Origin of the sequence: Tritonibacter litoralis (assembly GCF_009496005.1) — a bacterium.
Classification (GTDB): Bacteria; Pseudomonadota; Alphaproteobacteria; order Rhodobacterales; family Rhodobacteraceae; genus Epibacterium; species Epibacterium litoralis.
The window spans coordinates 1-644 of record NZ_WIBF01000051.1 but is presented as its reverse complement, the minus strand read 5'-3'; the positions used below and the strand labels follow the sequence as shown (position 1 = coordinate 644).

Annotated in this window: 1 pseudogene; it reads right to left on the bottom strand. The window is 60.6% G+C overall.

Annotation, left to right across the window (positions count from 1 at the left end):
• A pseudogene (locus GFB49_RS20935) lies at nucleotides 1–629 on the bottom strand (hypothetical protein); the annotation flags it as partial.
• Nucleotides 630–644 lie beyond the last annotated feature (15 nt).

The window sequence follows — 644 nt, the reverse complement described above, 5'->3', positions numbered from 1 at the left end:
CCATCGATTGTGGCATCGATATCCGCATCACCCACATTGGTCAGGTTGCCGGTGAGGGTGTCGTTGAGATCCAGGGTGGCGGTTGAGGCGACATCCACATCACCGGTGGTGGCCGCGTTGAGGATCAGAGCACCACCGGTGATATCCAAGCCGCCGGTCACTGTGCTGACCCCGGACACGGTGGTGGTGCCTGCACTCTGTGTCAGGCTGCCGGTGATGTCTCCAGCCAGATCAAGGGTGCTGGCGTTGGAGACGCTGCCAGTGATCGCGGCATCAATATCCGCATCACCCGCATTGGTTAGGCTGCCGGTGAGCGTGTCATTGAGATCCAGAGTTGCGGTCGAGGCGATATCCACATCGCCGGTGGTGGCCGCGTTGAGGATCAGATCACCGCCGTCGATATCCAAGCCGCCGGTCACCCTGCTGGACCCGGACACGGTGGTTGTGCCGACACTCTGAGTTAGGCTGCCTGTGATGTTTCCGGCCAGATCTGTACTGCCCGCATTGGTTAGGTTACCGGTGAGCGTGTCATTGAGATCCAGGGTGGCGGTTGAGGCGATATCCACATCACCGGTGGTGGCCGCGTTGAGGATCAGATCACCACCGTCGATGTCCAAGCCACCGGTCACTATGCTTGCCCCGGA